Source organism: Kordia sp. (assembly GCF_022447245.1).
GTDB lineage: Bacteria > Bacteroidota > Bacteroidia > Flavobacteriales > Flavobacteriaceae > Kordia.
On record NZ_JAKVBC010000044.1, the window covers coordinates 19,996 to 37,197 of the forward strand.

General features: G+C 36.8%; 7 protein-coding genes and 1 tRNA gene. All 8 read left to right on the forward strand.

Features of this window, described 5'->3' with window-relative positions:
- The first annotated feature begins 120 nt into the window (after positions 1-120).
- The 8 genes from murG to MK119_RS21400 all read left to right on the forward strand — a co-directional run bounded on the left by murG (position 121) and on the right by MK119_RS21400 (position 17,022).
- Entirely contained in the window at positions 121-1,227 is a 1,107-nt protein-coding gene (gene murG / locus MK119_RS21365; RefSeq protein ID WP_290683213.1) for an undecaprenyldiphospho-muramoylpentapeptide beta-N-acetylglucosaminyltransferase, read from the forward strand.
- Positions 1,228-1,229: 2 nt separating this feature from the next.
- Positions 1,230-2,582: a UDP-N-acetylmuramate--L-alanine ligase gene (gene murC / locus MK119_RS21370; protein ID WP_290683198.1), complete on the forward strand. Its 1,353-nt coding sequence runs from the start codon at positions 1,230-1,232 to the stop codon at positions 2,580-2,582.
- The gene (locus MK119_RS21375; protein WP_290683200.1) at positions 2,572-3,291 is read left to right on the forward strand and encodes a cell division protein FtsQ/DivIB; all 720 of its coding nucleotides are present in this window, start codon (positions 2,572-2,574) and stop codon (positions 3,289-3,291) included. The genes murC and MK119_RS21375 overlap by 11 nt, the downstream gene beginning before the upstream one ends.
- 3 nt (positions 3,292-3,294) lie before the next feature.
- Positions 3,295-4,650, forward strand: a complete 1,356-nt coding sequence (gene ftsA, locus MK119_RS21380; protein WP_290683202.1) for a cell division protein FtsA — start codon at positions 3,295-3,297, stop codon at positions 4,648-4,650.
- 22 nt (positions 4,651-4,672) lie between these two features.
- Positions 4,673-6,607, forward strand: a complete 1,935-nt coding sequence (gene ftsZ / locus MK119_RS21385; RefSeq protein ID WP_290683204.1) for a cell division protein FtsZ — start codon at positions 4,673-4,675, stop codon at positions 6,605-6,607.
- Between the two features lie 99 nt (positions 6,608-6,706).
- Positions 6,707-7,156: a GatB/YqeY domain-containing protein gene (locus tag MK119_RS21390; protein ID WP_290683206.1), complete on the forward strand. Its 450-nt coding sequence runs from the start codon at positions 6,707-6,709 to the stop codon at positions 7,154-7,156.
- Between the two features lie 57 nt (positions 7,157-7,213).
- Positions 7,214-7,287: transfer RNA gene (locus MK119_RS21395), tRNA-Arg, on the forward strand.
- Positions 7,288-8,316: 1,029 nt separating this feature from the next.
- Positions 8,317-17,022, forward strand: a complete 8,706-nt coding sequence (locus MK119_RS21400) for an RHS repeat-associated core domain-containing protein (protein ID WP_290683208.1) — start codon at positions 8,317-8,319, stop codon at positions 17,020-17,022.
- Positions 17,023-17,202 lie beyond the last annotated feature (180 nt).

Genomic DNA, 17,202 nt, shown 5'->3' on the forward strand with positions numbered 1-17,202 from the left:
AAAGAAGCAAATAAGAGAAAAGATTCGTGTTTTTGCATGGCAAAAAAAACAAATCAACGAATCAACGAATCAACAAAAAATAAAAAAAACGAGGAGCTGATAGCTAAAGGCAAGAAGCAAATGAATAAAAAAGAGCAATCATACAAAATTATCCTATCAGGTGGCGGAACAGGTGGACATATCTATCCTGCGATTGCGATTGCGAATGAATTAAAAAAACGGTATCCAAAATCAGAATTCCTATTTGTGGGAGCCAAAGACCGAATGGAGATGGAAAAAGTGCCACAAGCTGGTTACAAAATTGAAGGTTTATGGATTTCGGGATTGCAACGAAAGTTGACATTAAAAAACATGATGTTTCCATTTAAGTTGATTAGCAGTTTGTGGAAATCGCAAAAAATTGTCAAAAAATTCAAGCCAGATGTAGTTATTGGGACAGGCGGATTTGCTAGCGGACCTTTGCTAAAAGTAGCTTCTGGGAAAAAAGTACCTGCGTTAATTCAAGAGCAAAACTCGTATGCAGGAATTACAAACAAATTACTTGGAAAACAAGTGCAAAAAATATGTGTTGCGTATGACAATATGGAGCGCTTCTTTCCACAAGAAAAAATTATAAAAACAGGAAACCCTGTACGACAAGATTTATTAGAAATAGCAAGTAAAAGAGGAGAAGCACAAACATTTTTTCAACTAAAAGAAGGTGTTAAAACGGTCTTAATTATTGGAGGAAGTTTAGGCGCAAGAAGAATCAATCAATTGATCGAAAAAGAACTAGATTTTTTCAAAGCGCAAAACGTACAGTTGATATGGCAATGCGGAAAGTTCTATTACGAACAATATAAAAAACACAATGAATTGGAGCATGTGCAAGTGCATCAATTTGTCAATAAAATGGATTTAGCGTATGCAGCTGCAGATGTCATCATTTCGCGTGCAGGAGCAAGTTCAGTGTCAGAATTGTGTATTGTAGGGAAACCTGTAATCTTCATTCCGTCACCTAATGTAGCAGAAGATCATCAAACAAAAAATGCATTGGCTATCACGGAAAAAGAGGCTGGTATTTTGATAAAGGAAAGCGAATTGGACGGAGAGTTTGAAAAGCAATTTGAGGTGCTAATTCAGTCAGAAGAAAAACAAATTGAATTAGGTAAGAAAATCAAAGAATTAGCATTGCCAAACGCGACAGTACATATCGTAGATGAAGTTGAAAAATTATTGAACAGTTAAGAATGAATTTGAAAAGCATACATAACGTTTACTTTGTAGGTATTGGCGGAATCGGCATGTCTGCCTTGGCGCGCTATTTCAAATTCAATAATAAAAATGTAGCGGGTTATGATAGAGTAAAAACTGAAATCACTGATGGATTAGAAGTATTGGGAATTCAAGTTTCTGCCAAAGACGATGTTGCAGAAATTCCAACAGAATATCTCAACAAAGAAAATACCATCATTATTTATACGCCTGCGGTGCCGAGTTCGCATGTAGAGTTGACATATTTTCGTGAAAACAATTTCAATATCTACAAAAGAGCAGAAGTTCTTGGACTAATCACAAGAAACACCTTTTGTTTAGGAGTTGCAGGAACACATGGAAAAACAACAACATCAAGTATTCTGGGACATTTATTGGCAGAATCAGGTGTAGATGTAACCGCTTTTTTAGGTGGAATTGCAGAAAACTATAATTCAAACTTAATTCTAAAAGGAAACGAAATTACAGTTGTAGAAGCAGACGAATTTGATCGCTCATTTTTACAGCTTTCACCAGATATTGCTTGTATAACATCAATGGATGCCGATCATTTGGATATCTATGGAGAAAAAGAAGCTTTGCAAGATTCGTTTATAGAATTTGCCAAATGCATCAAGCCAAATGGAAAACTATTAGTACAGGAAGACATTGAACTGGATGGAATCACTTATGGATTCAACGAAACATCTGATTATCGTATAAAAAATATACACATACGAAATGGGGCGTATGTGTTTGACATTGTAACACCATTGAAAGTCATTGAGGACATTCAGTTTTATTTGCCCGGACGACACAACTTGTTAAACGGTCTAGTAGCTTTCGCGATGGCGGACATTATAGGTACCCCAACCGACCGCCTCGCTAAAGCTTTGGGAACTTTTATAGGAGTGAAGCGCAGATTTTCCTATCAAATTAAAACGGAAGACTTAGTGTTTATTGATGATTATGCACATCATCCCACAGAAATAAACGCCTTGCATCAAGCAGTACGAGAAATGTATCCTGCTAAAAAAGTAACGGCAATATTTCAACCGCATTTATTCAGCAGAACAAAAGATTTTGCGGACGAATTTGCAGAAAGCCTAGCGCAATTTGATGAAGTCATTCTCTTAGAGATTTATCCTGCAAGAGAAAAGCCAATAGAAGGTGTTACTTCAAGTTGGTTACTGGATAAAATAAAGAGTAACCAAAAACAGTTGGTTGTCAAAGAAAAATTAATCGATCATCTGGCCACTATTGATACAGATGTATTATTAACAGTAGGTGCTGGAGATATTGGAGCAGAAGTAGAAAAAATTAAAAATAGACTAACAGTTGAGCATTAATTGGAATCTAATAAAAGGAATTGCCATTGTCGCAATATTAATTTTTCTATATGCCTTTTCGGCGAATAGAAATGCAGCGCGTGTGATTGAAATTCCAGATGTAAAATTTCTAGAAAGAGAACAAGATTTCATTACACGAACGATGGTTAATAAATTGTTAATACAAAATCAGGATAGTGTTACGAACGTAAGAAAAGAACAACTAGATTTGGATGTTCTGGAGGAACGTTTACGCGCAAACGAAATGATTCAAGATGCACAAGTGTATCTGTCTGTAAATGGGACTCTTGGTGCAAAAATTAAACAGCGAACACCAATTGCACGTATCGCAACAAAAGACTCTTATTACATCGATTCTGAAGGGAAAGCAATGCCTTTGTCTTCAGTTTCTGCTGCTCGCGTTCCATTTGTGGAAGGAAAAGTAGCTAAAAAAGAGTTGCAAAATATATATGTACTTGCAAAATATATTGCCGAAGATGACTTCTTAAAAAAGAATGTGATCGCTATAGTACAAAACGAAAACAAAACATTCAATCTCAAATTAAGAATGAATGATTTTGTTGTGCTATTTGGCAACATAAAAAATATAGAGAAGAAGGTGAATAATTTGAAAGCGTTTTACAAAAAAGCAACAAAAGATAAAACGTTGAACGATTATGCAAAAGTTGATTTAAAATTTACCAATCAAGTAGTATGCACCAAAAAATAAAGTATGGAAAACAATAGCATCGCAGTAGGATTAGACATAGGAACCACAAAAATTGTGTCAATGATTGGGCGAAGGAATGAATACGGTAAGCTCGAAATTCTTGGAGTTGGAAAATCTAAGAGTCTTGGTGTGCATCGTGGTGTCGTAAATAATATTACACAAACAATTCAATCCATACAACAAGCAGTACAAGGTGCAGAAAGTGATTCGGATTTTAAAATCACTGAAGTAGTAGTTGGTATCGCAGGACAACACATTCGTAGTTTGCAGCACAGTGATTATATCACACGTACCAATGCAGATGAAGTTATTGATGATGGTGATATTGATTTATTGATCAATCAGGTATACAAATTGGTAATGCTTCCAGGTGAAGAAATCATTCATGTGCTTCCGCAAGAATACAAAGTAGATGGGCAAGCAGAAATCAAAGAGCCTATAGGAATGTATGGAGGACGTTTGGAAGCTAATTTCCATGTTGTTGTGGGACAAGTTTCTTCAATTCGTAACATTGGTCGTTGTGTAAAAAGCTCAGGACTAGATTTAGCAGGAATAACATTAGAGCCCTTAGCTTCTGCCAATGCCGTATTGAGTCAAGAAGAAAAAGAAGCAGGAGTTGCATTAATTGATATTGGAGGAGGAACAACTGATTTGGCCATTTTTAAAGATGGAATCATTCGTCATACAGCTGTAATTCCATTTGGAGGAAATGTTATTACAGAAGATATCAAAGAAGGCTGCTCTATCATAGAAAAACAAGCAGAATTACTCAAAATAAAATTTGGATCGGCTTGGCCAGGAGAAAACAAATACAACGAAATTGTGTCTATTCCTGGATTACGAGGAAGAGAACCTAAAGAGATTACATTAAAAAATCTCTCAAAAATAATTCATGCTCGTGTTGTTGAAATCATAGAACAAGCGTACTTAGAAATCAAGAACTACGGTCATGAAGAACAAAAAAAGAAACTTATTGCAGGAATCGTGTTGACAGGTGGTGGAAGCCAGCTGAATCACTTAAAGCAATTAGTGGAATACATTACAGGAATGGATACCAGAATCGGCTATCCTAATGAACATCTAGCAGGCGACTCGGATCCAGATATGGCAAGTCCGTTATATGCAACTGCTGTTGGATTAGTAATGAATGCAATTGAAAACCAATCAAAAGTTGTCGTAGAAGAAGAAGTTGTGGAACCACCTACAGAAACAGCTCCAGCAGAAGAACCTGCTATCGAAGACAACGAAGAACATACCAATACCAGTGCTCCAATACAATCGGAACCTAAAAAAGAACGCAAGTCGATCTTTGAAAAATGGGCCGATAAGTTGAAAGATTTTTTAGATAACGCAGAATAATAAAAAACCAGTTTTAAGAATTATGAGTAGCAACACAGAATTCGGAAACATTTCATTTGATTTGCCAAAGAACCAATCAAATGTAATCAAAGTGATCGGTGTAGGTGGCGGCGGAAGTAATGCCATCAACCACATGTTCCAGCAAGGAATAAAAGGTGTAGACTTTGTGATTTGTAATACAGATTCACAAGCACTACAAAACAGTCCAGTGCCTAACAAAATACAGTTAGGAGTTTCATTAACTGAAGGACTTGGTGCAGGAGCCAATCCAGAAGTTGGTGAAAAAGCAGCTTTAGAAAGTATAGATGATATTGGAACAATGCTCGATACCAATACAAAAATGGTATTTATTACTGCCGGAATGGGTGGAGGAACAGGAACAGGAGCTGCGCCAGTAATCGCAAAATTAGCCAAAGATAAAGACATACTTACCGTAGGTATTGTAACAATTCCTTTTAAGTTTGAAGGAAGAATGCGTAATGCACAAGCGCGTATTGGTGTAGAAAAATTACGTGCGCATGTAGATTCTTTGATTGTAATTAATAATGATAAACTACGTGAAGTTTACGGAAACTTAGGATTTAAAGCAGGATTCTCTAAAGCTGACGAAGTACTTTCCACAGCATCTAGAGGAATTGCAGAAGTAATAACGCATCACTATACACAGAATATTGACTTGCGTGATGCGAAAACTGTGTTATCTAATAGTGGAACTGCAATTATGGGGTCGGCAAATGCTTCAGGTGCTAACAGAGCTAGCGAAGCTATTATGAAAGCTTTAGATTCCCCATTATTAAATGACAATAAAATTGATGGAGCTAAAAACGTACTGTTGCTTATCGTTTCTGGTTCGGAAGAGATCACGATTGATGAAATCGGAGAAATCAACGATCACATCCAAAATGAAGCTGGAGGAAGTGCTAATATCATTATGGGTGTTGGAGAAGATGAAACCCTAGAAGATGCAATTTCGGTAACCATTATTGCTACTGGTTTTGATGTAGATCAGCAGGATGAAATCGTGAATACAGAATCAAAAAAAGTAATTCATACTTTAGAGGATGAACAACCTGCGGTACAAAACTTAACGCCAAAGGCTACAGCAGTGGTAACACCAAATATACCGCAAAAGCCTGTTGAAGAAGTAAAGCCAAAAGAAGAAAAGGTAATTCGTCATACGCTAGTTGATGATACAGCACAACTCAATTTAATTCCGACTACGGAAATTATCAAAAATATGTCTGTTGTATATGAAGAAGTAAAGGCAACGAAAGTAGAAGAGGACTTTTTAATTACCACTTTGACAGATGAAATCAAATCGATGGAAGTAAACGATCCACAGTTTGTAATTGCTGAACCAAAAGAGGAAGAAAATCAAATTTCTTTTACGTTTGATATGCCGTTGGCAGAACCAGTACAGGAAGAAGTGCCAAAGCAAGGAGAAAATATCGTGAAGTTTGATTTATCAGATGAGATTAAATCTTTAGAAGTAAACGATCATGTAGAAGTCATCCCCGTGACAGAAGCACATGACAAAGGTGTCACGCGTTATAGTTTAGATGACTATATGGACGAAGAATCAACTTCTGATAAAAATATTTCTCAAGCAGCTGAGGATGGTATAGTTTTTGAAAAGAAAATAACCGAAAGTTCAACAGAAGAAACTCCTAGTACAGAAAGTGTTGATCCATTTAACAGTACTATTGAAGAGAGTTTAAAAAGTAGAACGGACGAAAGAAAAAGAAAGTTAAAAGAATTTAATTATAAATTCAATAACAATAACGCTAATCGTATTGACGAAATTGAGAAGCAACCAGCATACAAAAGAGCTGGAATTGAACTTAATGATGCCAATAACCCTAGCAATAATACTTCTAGAACCAGTTTAGGTACGGATAGTAATGATGATATGCAATTAAGAAACAATAATTCTTTCTTGCACGACAACGTTGACTAATTTGATTTAGTACTATTATATATGTTTTTTTAGACCCGGAAATTGCTGTTCGATTTTCGGGTTTAATTTTTTATCTTCGCTTTTCCAAAAACAAAAATCATGGGATTACAACAAGATATAATGACGGCTATGAAAACGGCTATGAAGGCAAAAGATCAAACAGCTTTGGCAGCGTTACGTGCTGTTAAATCTGAAATACTTTTAGCAAAGACAAGTGGAGCAGGAGATGACTTGTCAGAAGCGGACGAAGTCAAGTTACTACAAAAACTTGTAAAACAACGTAAAGACAGTGCAGCAATCTTTACAGAGCAGGGAAGAGCAGATTTAGCAGAACCAGAAATTGCGCAAGCAGCTGTTATAGAACAATTTTTACCAGAGCAATTAACTGCAGACGAAATAGAAAAAGTAGTTGTGATGACTATTGATAGCATTGGCGCTTCTGGAATGAAAGATATGGGGAAAGTCATGGGAATGGTTTCTAAAGAATTGGCTGGACAAGCTGATGGAAAAACGATTTCTACTATTGTAAAGGCAAAATTGTCTAGTTAATTTTTTTTAAACTAAAGAACTCAAAATAATTAGATTCCTGCTTTTGCGGGATTATACGGCTACGTAGCTCAGCTGAATAGAGCACTGGATTTCGGCTCCAGCGGTCGCAGGTTTGAATCCTGCCGTAGTCACAAAATAACTTACTGAATTTCAGTAAGTTATTTTTTTAGTAACAATATTTTAACTGTTTAGAATTGAAAAAAGGTACTCCTATTATCTAACTATTAAGATTTTTGGTGTTCAATGTGTTGAATACTCATAGCTTACGATTTGGTAGCTTCTGGGTAGAATTTTAAAGGAAATGATTTTCGTTTTAAAGCTGTTAAAAATTATTTGATATAAACTAATAACTTAGCTCCTTTATCTTTACTGTCCAGTTTTTGATGCTAGCCCCAACAATTTAAAAAAGTTTATCAAGAGAGTATACACAGGGTTTTTATTTCAACATATAGGGAATCGAGATTATTCTACATTATCAAAAAGAGAAAAAGATATAATTATAGTGACTAGAATATTATTAAAGTATTCATAATACAAGTAAGATAGAATCCAGGAAACAACTTTTCATTTTCGAGGGATCAATTGGTGAATTTAATGCTACAACTCATTGCTTACAAATTGGTGGTGCCCTCTTAACTTGGAATAAATCATGAAGCTGATTTTTATTTTTAAGTGAATATATATTCGTGTATTTATACCTAATTAAGATCATAAAAATTAAACAATTCTAATTAAGGAAGAGAGCTTATACTCACTGTAATAAGTTATTTATAATTTATAAAAGCGCAATTGATCTTTTATAAAAGGTCAAGTAGATTCCTTTGTTTACAGGCATTAACACACTTCCTTTGAATCAAATTCATTAAAACCTTGATTAGTTATGAAAAACTAAAATTTAACCCTTTTAACGAGTTGAAAAGGAGAATTTGATAGCAATGGTATTAAAAAAAACGACCTCATTTTTATGCTCGTAACAATTAACGCTGGGAGAATTAGATACATCCATTTCAAAGAATATATGGAGTATAACTTCAGAATTTAAACGCACACTTTCACTGAATCATTCTTTAAGAAAAATGAGCCTTAAACAGACGATACATTTCTTTATCTCTAGACTCAATGTTGACCAAAAAATAGATATCCTGTAAAAAAACATTATTATGAATATATCCAAATATTTTCAAATTTTAGGGTTGCTTCTTGTTACCACACAATTAACTCTAGCGCAAGCCCCCCAAAAAACATTTTCAGAAAAACTAGATGGAATAAAAACGTCTAGTAAAGAATTAACCAAAAGTGCTTCATCAGATAATTCATCTGTGGGGCAATCTGGAGCCATGTCAACCTCCATTCCTCTGGTAAACGTTACTTCAAGGACAATGTCTTTTCCAATTCAATTAAACTATACTGCGGGGATCAAAGTCGATCAACAAAGTAGTTCGGTCGGATTGGGTTGGGTACTTCCTGTAGGAAGTATTACAAGAGACTATGGGGCTTTTGAACCAGATTATTCTTCCACAGAACATGAAGGAGAAATGAAATCTTCGGTTGTAGGAGGTAATGATGGTTGGTTAAACCCTACGGGCAATAGTATTAATCCATCGGTTCATAATCAAATTCTACAATACAATGCCTTAACCGCACCCGAAAATCATCAGATGCCTTTGAGTGATTTCTATCATATTAATGTTCCTGGATTTGGCTCAAATTCATTTTGGAACGGAGGCGCTGTAGGCAGTGCACACGATTGGAAATGGAATGAGCATGAAAATTGGCTGGTAGATCATAGTGTGAAGACATTCAGTATTGATCAGGAATATTCTCGTATAAATGAAAAAGATATGGGCATGGGACCAACCTATGAAGGCGACAAAACGAAGTTTAATACGTCTGCCAATTTTGCTGCGGCCATAGGTGTGTTGCCGTATGTTATCAATGGAAAAGCCAACTTTGCCGATGTAACTTCAACCAATCAGGTAGCATATGAAGATTTTAATTCTTTTACCATCACTGATGAAAATGGAACGCAATACGTTTTTGGAAGACCGCTGAGAGGGCAGAAGTTTATTCTTCAAGAATCACCTTATTGGTCAACGGATAAAGGAAGTAGTGCTGGAAACTCAACGATGGGAAATTTCTGGAAGCTAGACTATATTGCTGAGTGGCTATTGACAGAAATTCGTTCGGCAGACTATGAAGATTTGAATAATAACGGCATTGCAGATGATGAAGATGCAGGCGATTGGATTCGATTCGAATATACTGAAAAAACACAGCGCGTGGAAACAGTTCCAAAAAATGGAACTTCAAGTTTTTATGCGACTGTTCCGAAGCATCGTGAATGGTCAACTTTTTCTCAAACAGATCAGGCTTCTTCATTAATGCGTGAGCGCGCTTATTTAACTAAGATAATCACACCTATTCAGGAAGTAGATTTTACAATTTCGAAACGATTTGATGTAGATCATGATTATTTAGCAAAACCCGCAAATCGAGTAGGGAATGAGTTCTACTATGAAGATCGTCATTGCGCGGCTGGTGCTAATGGTTCTCCGTCTGACTTTGATATTCACTATCCTGTAGAAACCATGAAGTACGATTCTATCAACGTATTTACGAGATTGATTGATAAATCTATTTACACCACTGAGAATACACAAACACAGGGAATTGTATTGAAGTATGCAGAGAAAGGAAGTCCAGAAGAATTGGCTGTATCCGATTATGTAATTCGAGATAATAATGACACACCTAAAACACGTGCCGATGGAACACATATCGGAACACCTTCACAAACCTATTTTGATATTGAGGAATTTGCACAGAAAGACAAAAGAGGAAAAACAACATTGCTTGGTATCGAACTATTTGGGGGCGATATGGATGCTTCCCAAAAAACACAATACGAGTTTGAATATGCCTATAATCCGAGTTATTCCGAAATTCATAAACGAAACATTATCAAACAATGGACCTCGCCTTCGGTGCGACAATCTGGTTCGCCAAAAGCGGATCCTAGAATTGGCGGGAATCATACATATACTGAGCAAATATTACAGGCTGACGGTGTTTCTTATCAAAACACGTTGCATACTAATCTTCCCACCTACGAATTTTTAGTAGACATTCCTTTTACACAGAAACACCATAAAATTGAAACGCTAGTAGAAGCAATAAGCTTTGTAGATTCTGGCGCTTTAGATCAGGGAGGTTACACAGTCATAGAAGAGACTATTGATCCTCTTTTAAGCCCCATTAAAGATGTGTTTGGGTATTTATATGCAGAAAACTGCACAAACTGTGCAGAAGCCTGGAGTTTAACAAAAATCACCTATCCAACGGGCGGGCAGGTCAGTTTTGAGTATGAGCCTGGAACATTTGATGCTGGGGATGCATCAAACTGGGATTTTGATGAAAAGGAAATGCCGTTGATCAAAGAATACAATGCACTTGCAAAAAAACGTTCATACGTGCAGGATGCACACAACCAGTATGCAGAGAGTTTAGGTCTGGGAATTGGGTCCAATAATCGACAAAAAGAATTGACAGCTACTTTTGAAATGGATGTGCCTACAACTTTTGGGATTCGATTGAAAAAGAAAACAATTTCAGATCGCGTAAACCTTGATGTGGTAATTGACTATGAGTATGGAACTGGTCACTACTCTGCACTTCCTGCGGAATTTGTGCAATCCATGTACGGTACGTTTAATCAATTCTTAATTCTTGAAAGACTTCGTCATCAATGGGAAGTAGGTAACTATGGTACACCTCAACCAACGGGACCGCAATACATTAACGATTTTGAAGAAAAAATGAGACATGCGGCACTTTCAGGAGTAGCCTTAGATGATTATCGAGCAGTTCATTTTTATGAATATGTTGACGAGAAAATGATAGATAATTCTTTTACACGTACTCATTACGGGCCTTTGGATGGAATTGCTACTGTTGAGTACGATGACTTTAACTTGTATTGTATTAAAAGACCTAATGGATATTCTTATGACAATAGATATGTGTTGGCGAAAACAGCATTGTCCTTACAACCTATTCAATTACTTAAAGTAGAAAGTTTTGATGCCAATGAATCAACTCCATATCAGGAAGAAACATATACCTATGAACGAACACAGCTAGCATCGTACGATTTCGAAGTAGACTATACGCAAGTAGGTACTGCGTTTAATACCATAGAATTATGGGATAATACATTTGAAATTTATTGGCCAATAACAACCAGTTTCAACACAAATCCTATAAGCATTGGGAATGTTCATTTTTGGATATTAGGGGCGCCTGGCCCTGGTGAGTCAGGATTTGGGTATCTTGTTTCAAAGTCAATTACGGATGCGCATAGCCTTCCGTATCCATCACAAAGTCCTTACACATACGAACGTTGGGCTTCCTTCAAAACAACCTTACAAAAGAAACAAAGCAACTATAAAGGATTGATTTCTACAGTTGAATATGATTACAACAATAGATATCAACTTGCAGAAGAAAAGCTCTCTGCCGCATACACTCCGGAGCAGCTCATTACCACGTACACATATGCGTATGAAACCTATGCTGCCGCTCCTCAAAATAGCTTTCTAACAAAAAATATGTTGGCATTACCAACAGAAACTACTACCTATCTAAATACAGTGTTACTAGGGAATGCAGTAAGTGCTAAAATGATCACTTATGATTTAAATTCCTATGCCATTCCACGAGTGGAAGCATTGTACGCTTATGAAACACCTGTAGATCCTAATCTGGGAACATTTACCTTGACGCCTTTCGATATCAATGCAAGTTCCAATCCTAATTGGAGAATTGCACAAAATGATAACATCGCATACAACAAACCAGGACAATTGATGTCCTCAAGAGCAAATCGCCTGTATTCAAAAACGGTATTTGGAAACAATATAAATCTTCCAAAAGCCTCTATTTCCAGTCCCATTGAGGCATTTGATGCTACCTACTCAGGTTTCGAAGATTTCACAGGAAGACACAACATAGCAGATTGGGACAATGATGATTACCAGGATGAAAAATGGTTTACCGCTGATATTGAAACAGGGGAAGAACTTGGGTTTTCAACGCTGGTAGTTCAAAATCCTTGCGGACATCCAATACCGTCAGGAGGATTGACCACTGCCGAAACCATAAGCAAACATCTGAATTATGTGATGACCGATAATACCTTAGGACTAGTAGTCGGTGACGTTGTAGAAATAAAATTAACTGGAGGTGACTATGCAGTTCCAGCTAACTACTCGTGGAGCATTGAAACCACAGTTACTGCAATCCTTGATCGAACAGATTACATCGCTAATGGTACATTGCCAAATTGGATTGACGTACAGTTGAAAGATTATATTCTCTGCTTTGCAGATCCGTTGGAATTTCCTGAATCATCTTACACACTTAACGGTGTGTTTGGAGGAGTTGTCAATCCTACTGATGAAGGCGGAGCAATTACCATTTCTGAAACTATTATTAAAAAGAAAAATCCGACATACAATCTTTCAAAAACCTATGCTCGAACAGGAAAATACAGTTACAAACTTCCAACTTTGAAAGATGCCAGCGAAAGCCCTACAAAAACTGCGGTTCGTCCCGTAAATCTTACGGCGCCTTTCCCAGCGTCAGGAATGGCATGTATGGATCCTTATGTTGCTCCTTCACAGCAGAATGAATGTCAATGGTCGTATGAAGCTTCTGTTTGGTTAAAATATGATTTTGATATTACTGCCATAGGTGTAGGAGACAGCAACCTTAAAAGTGCGGATATTGACGGAGATGATCTATACCAACGTGGAACGGTTAGTGAAACCGACAACCAGGAAGGTGTAAAAATTATCTGTGATGTATACAATAACGATCATACCGTTTTATTAGAACGAAAAGTATTTTATCCGGAATCACTTTCAGAAGATTGGCAACAATATACGGTGACCATGCCTGTATTAATAGGAGGAGTAAAATGGTTAGACGTGTATGTTCAAAACGAACGCGAACAAATAGGAGCTTCTGTTTCAACGTACAAATCCGTATTTGCAGACGATATCATCATTTATCCAACAGGCGCAAAGTACACTTACAAAACGTACGATAAATTTGCAAATGGTACGTTTACAATCAATAACAATGATGTGTTTACAGAAGCTGTGTTTGACGAAAAAGGAAGACCTGTGGCTCAAAAGAATGCCTATGGAACCACCATTTCGGAACAAGCGTATTTTGAACATCCAAACTGGTCAAATCAAGTAAACCATATAACGGAACGTATGTGGGTTTCTAGTGGAGTTTATAACGAATCACGTCACTATATGGATGGTTTTGGAAAAACAAAACAAGCAATGATCTCAGACCTTGTAAAAGATGCACGTGTGGTAACCGAATCAAATTACTATAATGACAAAGGTTTTACAACCGCAACGTTTAAACCCTATACCTTACCAGGCGCAGCTTTAGAAGATACTTACGATACCGATTTTATCTTCAATGTTCAGGATTTATATTCATCGAGTCATGCGCTTACAGAAGTAGTGTATGAAGCAAAACCTGAAATGAAAGTTGCGAGCATTTTACCACCTAGAGAAAACAGTGAAACTGCAATTATAGCTTCTCAGCAGGATTACATCTCAACGGATCCGTTAGTTGCACCGTATGGGACAACTCCTGCCACACAAAATTATCCTGCGGGTAGTTTATTGATCCATGAAATGACAGATGCCAATGGAAATGTAACAAAAACCTATATGGATAATAGGAAGCGTGTAATTCTGGAAGAAAAAACTAATGGACAAAATCACGTGCAATATGCAGATGGAACCATCGGGATGACCACAGGAAATACAATTGCTCAAACCTGGTTTGTATACGATCCTGAAGGCAGATTGCTCAAAGTAGTTGATCCAACTGGGAAACAAAATACGTATGCATACAATAGTTTAGGTGTTATTGTAAAGAAAACCCTTGCCGATAAAGGAACTTCAGAACTCCGCTACGACAAATACGGACAAATTCGATTTATACGAGATCAAAAAGATATAGACGCTACTAATAGCAACACTTTTAATACAGATCAATTTGCCTATTGGAAGTACGATGCATGGGGAAGGGTTACAGAAACAGGACAAAAGCAAGTGGCTTCGTCCCAACCTTCATTCACAGGAGAACTCTATTTTGATGTATATACAAAAATTGAAGATCAAAACTTTCCGCAAACAAACGAGCCATTGGTACAACTGCATCAACGTTTTGAATATGACGGCACTCGTGATCAATTCAATAGCAACGTACGCTTGTGTGAAACTGTATACAACGATCATGTTGTAAACAGTGACCTAACCATTACTGCGCAAACAGAAGATAAAAAATGTTATGCGTATATGGCAGACGGACAGCTTGCAAATGTTACGTACAGCTATGAAGGACTGGATGCACATACAATTTCTTATAACTACAATGAAGTGCGACTTCCAGTAGGAAAGCAATACAAGCATCCAACAGAAAGTATGTATGACTTTGAATGGAAAACGGATTTGGATAATTTTGCAAGACCACAAACCAATAGTTCTGTTTGGAATGGAGCTACTACACAAACTGGGCAGTATTACTATGATGCATTGGGTAACCTGCTTGTAAAAGGAATGGGAACCACAGGGAATGCAACCAATCCGCATTTGGATTATCATTTCTTTAAGTTTGACATTCGCGATCAACTAACGCATCAAACGTCTACACATTTCCGATTTGGATTGAAATACGATCCTAAAGGAAACATCACAGATCAGTTTTGGAGCAATGAACTTCTCGATCCAACCAATGGCGCCAGTTCAAATATTCATCAATACCATTACTATTACGATCAAATGAACAGATTGATAGGTGCGGATTACCGTTTAGGAACGCAATCTGGAAATCCATTTGCTAATGTTGAAGAATTATATGGCAGCATTCCTAATGACTTCTTATGTGGAGACAATGGCATTGCTGTAGATGAATATCTGAATCCTTTTCTACATAGTTTACAATCACAAATTGACGAAGGGATAAATGTAGATACTGCTACGCATGCATTGAACAGTATACAGGTACTGCGTTCGGAATATGAAAGTGCAGATATTGCTTATAATGCAATGACGGAAGCTGAAAAGGAAAGATTTTTAGCCAATTATATAGCAAAATTAGATCGTGAAAGAATTGACTCTAAAGCCTTTGAAACGTATCGCGCAACACAGGAAAGAGATAATAGACACTTGGATGCCTTGAGAGACGGTAGGATGACGCCTGCAAAGATGAAATACACACAAATATTGCTTTCAGGTTTTCCTGTGAGTAGTAGTGTTTCATGCTATGCAAATATCAATGCTACCATTTACGGCTTTTTACCGACGTTCCCATTCCCAACGAATATGACTAACAGTACAAAATATGATACTGCGTATTGGTATACTGCGAATGGAAACATCACCGATTTAAACCGAAATGATGACAATGGCATAAAAGCAGCACAAAACTATATGTATGGAAATGTGCAAAATAATCTATTGACGGAAGTAGAATGGGATACCAATGGTGTTTTTGAAAACCATGCGTATAACTATGATACCAATGGAAATATCGTCAAAGATTCCAGAAACAACATTATAAATATTTCTTATGATGATTATGACGAATTGCCAATGTCCATCACCAATGCCAACGGAACCCGAAAGTATCGTTACGATACCAATGGGCAGCGTATTGTAAAAGAGATTGATGCCACTAGCAAAAACTACTATTTGGATGGTGTTATTATCAATCAAAGTAATGAAGTAGTAAGTTATCAAACGCCTGAAGGATATGTAGCAGTTTCCAATGATGGCGCACTGATCCTTGCAGATTACTTCTATACTATTACCGATTGGCTTGGTACCAATAGAGCGGTTATGGATGCTACTGGAAGTGTAGTCAATGCAACCGATCACTATCCATTTGGAATGCGTATGCCAGCACGTCAATTTGTAACAGATGCCGAAGGAAAACGTTACCAGTACACGGGACACGAATATGATGAAGAAACCACCTATGGTTATCATGGTGCACGATATTACAACCGCGAACTTGGCAGATACATGAACGTAGATCCATTGGCAGAACAATTTCATGGATGGAGTAGCTACAACTATACCATGGGGAATCCTATCAATTTGATTGACCCTACAGGAGAAGGACCTACAGATTGGATAAAGAATAAAGATGGAGAATATGTTTGGGACAATACGGTAACAAATCCATCTCAGGTTAAAGAAGGACAAACCTATGTGGGGCCAGAAGATGATGACATTGTTAAAGATCTTTTTGAAAAAACAATATACAGTAATGATACCTATAATGTGGTACGATATCTTCCAGAATATGAAAAACAAATGAGAGGGGCACTGGCAACACACAAAAGTGCAAGAATTGATACACACTTATCAGTAAGTATCAGAGCGAATGTTTCTTATCAGGGCATTAGTGGAAGAACTTTTGAAGGAATAGATTTTATTGTGAGCGCATCTGGTCATACAAGTGCTCCATTACAACCTTATGAAAATCTTGAATTTCACGAAACTAAAATGAGCTTTCACGGAGTAGACATGACTAAACAACCTTCTAGTAGAACAGGATCGATTCGTGCACAAGCTGGGACTGGAGTCTACAAATATTCATGGAGTAAAGACAGGGTATATAATGACAAAGGGAAATCATATGATCGATGGGTAAAAGTAGAAGGTGCTTACAGTATTGGAGGCGCACCTGTAACGAATTGGAAGACACCATTTATTCCACTTACTAAATATACTTCAATTGGATTGAAAATTTCATTTAATAATAAATAACATATCAAATAAACAAACCTCTTTCGAGAGGTTTGTTTATCATTTTGAAAACCATAACATAAATATTAATGAAAGATATGTCTCCCAATACAACATCACTAATACAAAACCCTCACAATTATATACTTGTTGGAAGTAAACATAAAGGTGATTATCTGGAAAAAAAGCAGGTTATTTATG